General features: G+C 63.2%; 10 protein-coding genes. 7 read left to right on the top strand and 3 right to left on the bottom strand.

The window, feature by feature from the left end; genetic code table 11:
• Positions 1–186: 186 nt before the first annotated feature.
• The 3 genes from HX875_RS31870 to HX875_RS31860 all read right to left on the bottom strand — a co-directional run bounded on the left by HX875_RS31870 (position 187) and on the right by HX875_RS31860 (position 2,671).
• A complete protein-coding gene (locus tag HX875_RS31870) occupies positions 187–1,122 on the bottom strand; it encodes a FecR domain-containing protein (protein ID WP_177048915.1) in 936 nt (311 codons plus the stop codon).
• Entirely contained in the window at positions 1,119–1,637 is a 519-nt protein-coding gene (locus HX875_RS31865; protein WP_177048914.1) for a sigma-70 family RNA polymerase sigma factor, read from the bottom strand. The genes HX875_RS31870 and HX875_RS31865 overlap by 4 nt, the downstream gene beginning before the upstream one ends.
• Positions 1,638–1,729: 92 nt before the next feature.
• Positions 1,730–2,671, bottom strand: coding sequence for a LysR family transcriptional regulator (locus HX875_RS31860; protein WP_177048913.1), 942 nt, complete (start codon positions 2,669–2,671; stop codon positions 1,730–1,732).
• Between the two features lie 117 nt (positions 2,672–2,788).
• Here HX875_RS31860 and HX875_RS31855 point away from each other — a divergent pair, with 117 nt between their 5' ends.
• The 7 genes from HX875_RS31855 (at position 2,789) to HX875_RS31825 (ending at position 10,382) form a co-directional block, all read left to right on the top strand.
• A complete protein-coding gene (locus HX875_RS31855) occupies positions 2,789–4,084 on the top strand; it encodes an MFS transporter (RefSeq protein WP_177048912.1) in 1,296 nt (431 codons plus the stop codon).
• 15 nt (positions 4,085–4,099) lie between these two features.
• Positions 4,100–5,284: an L-rhamnonate dehydratase gene (gene rhmD, locus HX875_RS31850; RefSeq protein WP_177048911.1), complete on the top strand. Its 1,185-nt coding sequence runs from the start codon at positions 4,100–4,102 to the stop codon at positions 5,282–5,284.
• Between the two features lie 11 nt (positions 5,285–5,295).
• Positions 5,296–6,096, top strand: coding sequence for an HpcH/HpaI aldolase family protein (locus tag HX875_RS31845; RefSeq protein ID WP_177048910.1), 801 nt, complete (start codon positions 5,296–5,298; stop codon positions 6,094–6,096).
• Between the two features lie 10 nt (positions 6,097–6,106).
• Positions 6,107–7,540, top strand: coding sequence for an aldehyde dehydrogenase (gene aldA / locus HX875_RS31840; protein ID WP_177048909.1), 1,434 nt, complete (start codon positions 6,107–6,109; stop codon positions 7,538–7,540).
• A 70-nt stretch (positions 7,541–7,610) separates the two neighbouring features.
• Complete coding sequence (locus HX875_RS31835) at positions 7,611–8,486, top strand: amidohydrolase family protein (RefSeq protein WP_177048908.1); 876 nt, start codon at positions 7,611–7,613, stop codon at positions 8,484–8,486.
• Positions 8,487–8,525: 39 nt separating this feature from the next.
• Positions 8,526–9,584 (top strand): L-rhamnose/proton symporter RhaT, encoded by a 1,059-nt coding sequence (gene rhaT / locus HX875_RS31830; RefSeq protein ID WP_177048907.1) that lies wholly within the window; start codon positions 8,526–8,528, stop codon positions 9,582–9,584.
• Positions 9,585–9,611: 27 nt separating this feature from the next.
• Positions 9,612–10,382, top strand: coding sequence for an SDR family NAD(P)-dependent oxidoreductase (locus tag HX875_RS31825; protein ID WP_177048906.1), 771 nt, complete (start codon positions 9,612–9,614; stop codon positions 10,380–10,382).
• The last annotated feature ends 26 nt before the right edge of the window (positions 10,383–10,408 follow it).

Raw genomic sequence — 10,408 nt, 5'->3', positions numbered from 1 at the left:
GCATCAACTGGGTGTACCTGATGCACCGAGTCGCCTGCATCGCCGGCAAGCCGGCTCCTACAGAAAAGCGGCTTTTGATCTGGCTTTTAACACTCTTTGGGCTGGGCCGGCATTCCGGCTTTTCCAAAGTGAGTCGCTGTAAGAGCGAAACCATAAGCCGCCGTTACCTGAATAACGGATATGTCATCAGGCAGCCGTCTTACGCGGAACCAGCGTCACCCAATACCGCGTGCGCGACTGCACCTCCAGCGGCATTGTCGACACCAGCAACGCAAGAATACGATCGGTATCGGCCAACTGAAAACTCCCGGTCACCCGCAACGCTTCAAGGCTCGGCTCCCAGCGCAGCACACCCGGCCGATACCGCTCCAACTCCCGCAAAAAATCGCCCAACAACTGGTTCTGCGCCGTCAACACACCATCACGCCACCCTAGTTGCAGCGCATCAAACGCTACAGCTGCACCCATCCCGGACGCCTGCAAGCGTGCCTGTTGCCCACCTCGCAACGTCGCCACTTGCCCCCGCAGATCCCGCACCTGCACCGCCCCCTTCAACACCGACACCAGACACCCGGAAGACAACTGCCGCACACACACCTCGGCCTGGCCGACAATCACCTGCCCATAACGCGTCTGCACCGTCAGCGCACCCGCCCCCGGCACCGTCAACGCCATCTCCCCTTCCACCAGCGTCACACGGCGCCTGGCCACATCCACGTCCACCGCACTCGCGGTATTGAGTTGCAGACTGCTGCCATCCGCCAGCGGCACGCGCTTGCGTTCGCCGGTAGCCGTATGCAGGTCCGCGCGCCATGCATCGATCGGCAATTGCCGGCTAAGCAACCACGCCGCCGGCACAAGTGCCGCCACGCCCAAGGCACGCTTGAGCACCGCACGCCGTCCCGGCTGCGGACGATCAAGGCTGGCCATGGCCAATGCCGGTGGCAAATCGGTAAATCGCTGGCGCAGCAACTGGGCTTTCTGCCAGATCTGCTCATGCTGGGGATGGCTGTCGCGCCACTGTTGCAGGCTGGCGTGATCACGCTCGGTAGCACTGCCAGACTCCAGCAACGCCAGCCATTGCGCCGCCGCCCGGGCGAGATCCGGCGCGGTGCGGCTCACAGCTCCACCAGCAGGCAATGCTCATAGGCCTGGGCCATGTAGCGCTTGACCGTACGCTCGGACACCTTGAGCCGCTCGGCAATCTCGCGATAGCCCAGGCCCTCCAGCTGGCTCCAGAGAAACGCACGGCGCACCACGGGTGGCAAACCGTCGAGCAGTTCATCCAGGGCCTGCAGGGTTTCCAGCAGCAACCAGCGCTGTTCCGGCGACGGCACGCAGGCTTGCGGCAGGTGCGTCAACGCATTGAGGTACGCCTGCTCCAGGCTGCGCCGCTGGTGAAAATTCACCAGCAAGCGCTTGCCTACGGTCACCAGGTAAGCCCGGGGTTCCTGCAATTGGGCAATCGGCTGGGCACTGGCCAACACCCGCAGGAACGTGTCCTGGCTCAGGTCGGCCGCATCCCAGGCATTGCCCAAACGGCGCCGCAGCCAGCTTTCCAGCCAACTGCGGTGGTCGCGGTACAAGGCGTGAAGGCTCGGTTCTGCGAGGTGCGTCGGCACTACAGCTTCATTCATGGCAAGTAACCTGCGCGGCGCGAGTCAGTCTCAAATGAGATTCATTCTATTTAATATCCCGCCGGCATACCATGTTCTTTTGCACAATGCGTTTAGAGCATCGCGGCCTTTTGCCTGAGCATGTCGATAAACAACCCCAATTCGCGGCTCACCGGGTCGCCCTTGCGCAGCAACATGCCGAACGGCGCCAATTGCACCTCCAGCACCACCGGCAAGGCCACCACCAGGCCCATTTTCAGGTAATCCCGCAGGGCGCTTTCCGAGAGCACCATGATTGCGTCGGTGAGTTGAATCAGTTGCTGCATGGAATACACCGAGCTGCACTCGATGATGTCCGCCGGCTGCGGCAAGGCCAGGTGTTGCAGGGCCTCATCGAAACCGATGCGCGCCGGGCTGGTTTGCGGTTGCAGGATCCACGGCCAGTCGCTGACCAGTTCCGCCAGCGGCAAGTGTTCGCGCTGGGCCAGCGGATGGCCGGCGTGCACCACCACCAGCATGCGTTCATTGCCCAGGGGTTCGAAGCTGTAATGCTCGCTGTCGGTGGCGGCGTTGCGCCGGGCGATGGCCAGGTCGATGCGGCCCTGTTCCAGCAACTGGATCACCTGGTCGCTGGTGTCGCCCATGATGCGAATGCGCATCTGCGGGTTGAGCGTCTTGATCTGCGCAATCGAGTCCATCACCAGGTCCGGGGCCGCGCCCATGATGGTGCCGATCGACAAATACCCGTAGCCGCCCTGCTGGCGCACCATCAATTCCTCGGCGCAGCGGTCGAGCCCGCTGAGGGCCGATTCGGCAAAGCGGATCAGCTCCTTGCCCAGCGCCGTAGGACGCATGCCCCGGGGCAGGCGCTCGAACAGGTCGCAGGCAAACATGTCCTCGATCTCCCGCAACATGCGCGTCGCCGCCGGTTGCGACATGTTCAGGCTCTGGGACGCCCGGTGCAGGTTCTGGCTGGAACTCAAGGCCACCAGCATATGCAGATGCTTATAGCGCAGGCGGTTGAACAGGTGGCGGGAGATCAAGGGACTACTCATTTTTTTCCTTGTTATCGATACCCTGAGGTTATCAGTTGTAAGCGAGATTCGATTTGTAGCGTATAGATCCAGCGCCGTACAGTCCTTCCCATAAGAACAAAACAACCGGACTGAACAATGAAGACCCTGCCTGCGTCTCTGCTCGCCAAGATTTCCTGGCGGCTGCTGCCCTTCCTGCTGTTGATGTACATCATGGCCTTCCTCGACCGCGCCAACGTCGGGTTCGCCAAGCAAGCCTTCCAGGCCGACACCGGCCTCAGTGATGCCGCTTTCGCCTTTGGCGCCGGGGTGTTCTTTGTCGGCTATGCGCTGCTGGAAGTGCCGAGCAACCTGATCATGCACCGCGTCGGCGCCCGCCTGTGGATGTGCCGGATCATGGTCAGTTGGGGCCTCGTCTCCGCCGCCATGATGTTTGCCCATAACGAAACCAGCTTCTACGTGTTGCGCTTCCTGCTGGGCGTAGCCGAAGCCGGGTTCTTTCCCGGCGTGATCCTCTATCTCACCTACTGGTTCCCCTCTGCCGTGCGCGGCAAGGCCATGGGGTTCTTCTACTTTGGCGCGCCCCTGGCCTTTATCTTCGGCAGCCCGCTGTCGGGCCTGTTGCTGGAGCTGGACGGGTTCTCCGGGCTGCACGGCTGGCAATGGCTGTTCGCTGTGGAAGGCCTGATGGCCACGGCGGTTGGCATCTGGGCCTATTGGTACCTGGACAACCGCCCCGCCGATGCCAAATGGCTGACCGTTGCCGAACGCCGCCAGATCCAGGACCTGCTGGACGCCGAAGACCAGCACAAAACCTCCCACGGCCGCAGCCTGCTCAACGTGCTGTGCCAACCCAGCGTGCTGTACCTGTGCCTCGTGTACCTGCTGATCCAGGCCAGCGTGTATGGCGTGGTGTTCTACTTGCCGACCCAGGTGGGCGGCCTGTTGGGCACCAAGGTCGGCTTGATGGTGGGACTGGTCTCGGCGATACCGTGGGTGTGCGCACTGTTCGCGGCCTGGTGGATTCCCGGCTACTCCGACCGCACCGGCGAACGGCGTAAAACCGCGTCCCTGACCCTGTTGATGGCGGCCGCCGGGATTGCCTGCTCCGTGACCTTCGCCAACCCACTGCTGGGCATGCTCGCCCTGTGTTTCGCCGCCTCGGGTTTCATCGCCGTGCAACCGGTGTTCTGGACCTTTCCTTCCAGCTACCTGGCCGGCAGCGCTGCGGCGGCCGGCATTGCCCTGATCAACTCCTTCGGCGCCCTCGGCGGGTTTATCGCCCCGGTGCTGAAGAACTGGGCGGAAACCGCCTTTCATTCCCCTGCGGCCGGCCTTTACCTGCTGTCCGCCACCACCGTGCTCGCCGCCTTGCTGGTACTCGGTATCCATTCCCCAGGCCAAAAAGCGACGAACACGCCGGCCACTGTTTAATCAAGGAGTCACACCATGGGCAACCTCACTATCAAGCACGTACGCGCCTTTGTGCTGCGCGGCGGCGGCGCGGACTACCACGACCAGGCAGACGGCCACTGGATCGACGATCACATCAGCACCCCCATGAGCAAATACCCCGAATACCGCCAGAGCCGCCGCAGTTTCGGGATCAACGTGCTGGGCACCCTGGTGGTGGAAATCGAGGCCAGCGACGGCACCGTCGGGTTCGCCGTGACCACCGGTGGCGAGCCCGCCGCCTATATCGTCGAGAAGCACCTGGCGCGCTTCCTGGAAGGCGCCCGCGTCACCGATATCGAAAAAATCTGGGACCAGATGTACCAGTCCACCCTGTACTACGGGCGCAAGGGCCTGGTGATCAACACGATCTCCGGTGTCGACCTGGCGCTGTGGGACCTGCTCGGAAAAGTCCGCCAGGAACCGGTGCACCAGTTGCTCGGCGGCGCGGTGCGGGACGAGTTGCAGTTCTACGCCACCGGCGCCCGCCCGGACCTCGCGCAGAAGATGGGCTTTATCGGCGGCAAGATGCCCCTGCACTACAGCCCGTCCGAAGGCGAAGAAGGCCTGCGCAAAAACCTCGAGGAACTGGCGACCATGCGCGAACGGGTCGGCCCGGACTTCTGGCTGATGCTCGATTGCTGGATGAGCCTGGACCTGAACTACGCCACCAAACTGGCAGTAGGCGCCCATGAATACGGCTTGAAATGGATCGAGGAAGCGCTGTCGCCCGACGACTACTGGGGCTATGCCGCGCTGCGCAACAACGTGCCCAAGGGCATGCTGGTGACCACCGGCGAACACGAAGCCACCCGCTGGGGCTTTCGCATGCTGCTGGAGATGGGCTGCTGCGACATTATCCAGCCGGATGTGGGCTGGTGCGGCGGCCTCACCGAGCTGGTGAAAATCTCCGCCCTGGCCGATGCCCACAACGCGTTGGTGGTGCCCCACGGCTCGTCGGTCTACAGCTACCACTTCGTTGCCACCCGCCATAACAGCCCGTTCGCCGAGTTCCTGATGATGGCGCCCAAGGCCGATGAAGTGGTGCCGATGTTCCACCCGCAATTGCTCGGTGAACCGGTGCCGGTGAATGGCCGCATGCGCCTGTCGGCGCTCGACAAGCCCGGGTTTGGCGTAGACCTCAACCCCGACTGCCAACTGCACCGTCCGTATAACCGCTGAGGACTCCTGCCATGAACATGCCCCACAACGCTTTCAAGGCCGCGCTGCGTAAAGACGCTGCGCAATACGGGATCTGGGCCGGTTTCGCCACGGCGTACGCCGCCGAGATCGTCGCCAGCACCGGTTACGACTGGATGCTGATTGACGGCGAACACGCCCCCAACACCGTGCCCAGCGTACTCAACCAGCTCCAGGCCGTGGCGCCCTACGCCACCGCGCCGGTGGTACGTGCGGTGAGCAGCGACGCCAACCTGATCAAGCAACTGCTGGATGTCGGCGCCCAGACCTTGATGATCCCGATGGTGGAAACCGCCGAACAGGCCCAGGCCCTGGTGCGCGCCATGCGTTATCCGCCCCACGGCATTCGTGGCGTCGGCGGCGGTTTGACCCGCGCTACCCGCTGGGACGGCGTGAACGACTACCTCAACACCGCCCATGAACAGCTGTGCCTGATCGTGCAGGTGGAGTCGCGCCTCGGGGTGGAAAACGTCGCGGCGATTGCGGCGGTCGAAGGCGTGGACGCGGTATTCATCGGCCCGGCCGACCTGTCCATCGGCCTCGGCCATGCCGGCAACCCCGGGCATCCCGAGGTGCAGGAACGTATCCGCCACGCGGTCGACGCCACGCTGGCGGCCGGTAAAGCCTGCGGCATCCTCGCCCCCAACGAAGACGATGCCCGCCGTTATCAAGCCTGGGGCTGCCAGTTCATTGCGGTGGCCATCGACATTAGCCTGCTGCGCCAGAGCGCCATGGCCACCCTGGCCCGCTACCGCCCCGCCGACGACGCCAAGGCGCCGTCACGTACTTACTGAGGAGCCAAGCATGTCATCCATACCGGTCTACCAGAACTTCATCAACGGCCGCTTTACCCCAAGCGATGCCCACTTGGATGTAGTGAACCCGGCCACCGGCACCCTGCTGTCGAAGGTCCCGGCATCCACCACCGAAGACGTCGACCAGGCCCTGGCCGCCGCCCGCCATGCGCAAAAAGACTGGGCCCGCAAACCGGCCATCGAACGCGCCGGGCACTTGCGCCGCATCGCCGCCAAGCTGCGGGAAAACGTCGCCCACCTGGCGCGCACCATCACCCTGGAACAAGGCAAGGTCACGGGCCTTGCGGAAGTCGAAGTCAACTTCACCGCCGACTACCTCGACTACATGGCCGAGTGGGCGCGCCGCATTGAAGGCGAGATCATCACCAGCGACCGGCCCAACGAAAACATCTTCCTGTTCCGCAAACCCCTGGGCGTGGTGGCCGGCATCCTGCCGTGGAATTTCCCGTTCTTCCTGATCGCCCGCAAGATGGCCCCGGCGTTGCTGACCGGCAACACCATCGTGATCAAGCCCAGCGAAGAGACGCCCAACAACTGCTTCGAGTTCGCCAGACTGGTGGCCGAGACCGACCTGCCGGCCGGGGTGTTCAACGTGGTCTGCGGCGATGGGCGGGTGGGTGGCGCCCTCACCGCCCACAAGGGCGTGGACATGATCAGCTTCACCGGCAGCGTCGCCACCGGCTCGCGGATCATGGCCGCCGCCGCGCCGAATATCACCAAGCTCAACCTGGAACTGGGCGGCAAGGCTCCCGCCATCGTCCTCGCCGATGCCGACCTGGACCTGGCGGTAAAAGCCATTCGTGACTCGCGGATCATCAACAGCGGCCAGGTGTGCAACTGCGCCGAACGGGTGTATGTGGAACGCAAGGTGGCCGACCAGTTTATCGAGCGCATCAGCGCCGCGATGGCCGCCACTCGCTACGGCGATCCCATCGCCCAGCCCGATGTAGAAATGGGCCCGCTGATCAACCGCCAGGGCCTCGACAGCGTCAACCGCAAGGTGCGCACCGCGCTGGACCAGGGTGCATCGCTGGTCACCGGTGGGCAAATCGCCGACCTGGGCCAGGGTTTTCACTTCCAGCCCACGGTATTGGCCGGCTGCCGCGCCGACATGGAAATCATGCGCGAAGAGATCTTCGGGCCGGTGCTGCCGATCCAGATTGTCGATGACCTGGATGAAGCCATCGCCCTGGCCAACGACTGCGACTACGGCCTGACTTCCTCGATCTACACCCGCGACCTGGGCAAGGCGATGCAGGCAGTACGCGAGTTGTCGTTCGGCGAAACCTACATCAACCGCGAGAACTTCGAGGCAATGCAGGGTTTCCATGCCGGTGTGCGCAAATCCGGGATCGGCGGCGCCGACGGCAAGCACGGCCTGTATGAGTACACCCATACCCATGCGGTGTACTTGCAGGGCTGAGGTGGTGCAACGGGCCCTGGCGCGGTAGCGTGCGGGCCCTTCCCTGTCCATTCTTCCGAAGGATTGCGCAATGCCTCTTACCCCATACAGCGGGCCGATCATCGACAGCCATCTGCACCTGTTCGACCCGCGCCGCTCCCAGGGCATCCCCTGGCCCGAGCCGGGCAACGCGCTGTATGCCGCGCATTTACCGGCGGATTATTGGGCGCTGGCGGGCGAACATCATGTGATCGGCGCCATCGCCGTGGAAGCCAGCCCGTGGCGCGAGGACAATCGCTGGTTGCTGGACACCTTGCGCAGCGACCCGCGCATGCTCGGCTTCGTCGGCAACCTCGACCCGCTGCACAGCGACTTTGCGGCAGACCTTGAAACCCTGGCCCCTGAACCGCTGTTCCTCGGCTTGCGCTACGGCAACCTGTGGGACCGCGACTTGCTCGACGACCAGAAGCGCCAAGGCTTTATCGAAGGCCTGCGCCGCCTTGCCGAATACGGGCGCAGCCTGGACAGCGCCAACCCGAACCCGCGCCTGATCAAAGGGCTGCTGCACTTGAGCGATGCCTTGCCCGAGCTGCGCATCATCGTCGATCACCTGCCCAACGCCAGCGTGCCGGCCGGTGAAGAATCGGCCTATCACGCTGACCTGATGCGCCTGGCCGAGCGGCCCAATGTGTTTGCCAAACTGGCGGAAATCCCCCAGGTCGGCCCGGGTGGATTGATCCTTGACCCGTCGTTCTACAACGACCGCCTGGCCGTGCTGTGGGAAGCCTTTGGCAACGACCGTTGCTTCTTTGGCAGCGACTGGCCCAACAGCGATCACCTGGCCGATTTCGCCACCACCCTGGGCCTGGTGAAAGCCTGCCTGGCGGGCAAACCCGAGGACGTACAGGGCAAGTTCTTCCTGCACAACGCGGTGCGGATCTACAGCCCCACGCCTGCCCATGGCTGAACCCACGGCCAACCACAACAATAAAAAGGAATTGAACACGTGGAAATCATTCTCTTCGGTGTGATTCTGCACTTCATCGGCGGCTTCGCCTCCGGCAGTTTCTACATCCCCTACAAGAAAGTCCGTGGCTGGGCCTGGGAAAGCTACTGGATCACCGGCGGCCTGGTGTCCTGGCTGATCGTGCCGTTGATTGCCGCGCAACTGACCGTGCCCGGCTGGGCCGACATCCTGCGCCAGGCCGACAGCGGCACCCTGCTCTGGACCTACCTGTTCGGCGTGCTCTGGGGCATCGGCGGGCTGACGTTCGGCCTGACCATGCGCTACCTCGGGCTGTCCCTGGGCATGTCGCTGGTACTCGGCCTGACCTCGGCCCTCGGCGCCTTGATGCCGGCGCTGTACCGCGACCTGTTCACCGACGCCACCGAAGGCACCCTGACCTCGATGCTCGCCTCCCAGGGCGGGCATTGGGTGCTGTGGGGTGTCGCGGTGTCCCTGGTGGGCATTGCGGTGTGCGGCAAGGCCGGTCTGATCAAGGAGCGGGAAGTGCCGGAAGCGGTGAAATTCGCCAGCATCAGCGAGTTCTCGGTGGCCAAGGGCATGTTGGTGGCGGTGATCTCAGGCGTGCTGAGCGCCTGCTTCAGCTACGGCATTTCCGCCGGGCGTCCGCTGGCTGCCGCGGCGGTGGAGCACGGCGCCAACAGCCTGTTCCAGAACAACGTGACCTTCATGGTGATCATGTGGGGCGGGCTCACCACCAATGGCCTCTGGTGCCTGTGGCTGAACTGGCGCAACCGCACGTTCCACGACTACACCGATCGCAGCACCCCGCTGTTCCGTAACTACCTGCTGGTGGCGTGCGCCGGGACCTTGTGGTTCCTGCAATTTTTCTTCTACGGCATGGGCGAAAGCCGCCTGCAGAACGACGCCAGTTCCTGGGTGCTGCACATGTCTTTCATCATCATCGTATCCAACTGCTGGGGCCTGTATTTCCGTGAGTGGCAAGGCACCAGCGCTACCAACAAAAGCGTATTGGTTGCCGGTATCGCGGTGATTCTCGGGGCTATCGCCATGGTCGGTTACGGCAACTATCTCGGCTGAGGCCGCTTGTTTTCCAGGAGTTTATTTATGTTGCTTGCAGATAAAACCGTGATTGTTACTGGCGCTTCCCGAGGTATCGGACGCGCTGCTGCCCGCGAGTGCGCGCGTCAGGGGGCTCGTGTGGTGATTGGTCATAGTGGCAGTGGCCAGGGGACTGAGGCGGCGTTTTCGTTGATCGAGGAGATCAAGGGGTTTGGTGGGCAGGCGGTGGAAGTGGGCGGCGATGCGGCCGATCCGGACACGGGTGACAAGCTGGTGGCGGGCGCGCTCAAGGCGTTTGGCAGTGTGGATGTGTTCGTCAACAATGCCGGGATTTGCCCGTTCCACTCTTTCCTCGACATGCCTCGCGAGGTTTACCTCAAGACCGTCAACACCAACCTCAACGGCGCCTACTTCGCCGTGCAGGCGGCGGCCAACCAGATGAAGAACCAGGGCAAGGGTGGCGCGATCATCGCCGTCAGTTCCATCAGTGCGCTGGTGGGGGGCGGGATGCAGACGCATTACACGCCGACCAAGGCCGGGCTGCATTCGTTGATGCAGTCTTGTGCGATTGCGCTGGGGCCTTATGGGATTCGCTGTAATTCGGTGTTGCCGGGGACGATTGCTACCGACATCAACAAGGAGGATTTGGCGGATGAAGAGAAGCTGGCGTACATGACTTCGCGTACGCCGCTGGGGCGGTTGGGGGAGCCTGATGATGTTGCGGGGCCCATTGTGTTTCTTGCTTCGGATATGGCGCGGTATGTGACTGGGGCTTCGCTGTTGGTAGACGGGGGGTTGTTTGTCAACTTGCAGTAGCTTTGGGGGGCATATCCGTTATTTGG

The sequence above is a fragment of the Pseudomonas yamanorum genome, from assembly GCF_013386765.1.
Classification (GTDB): Bacteria; Pseudomonadota; Gammaproteobacteria; order Pseudomonadales; family Pseudomonadaceae; genus Aquipseudomonas; species Aquipseudomonas yamanorum_A.
This window is presented reverse-complemented; position numbering and strand designations above follow the sequence as displayed.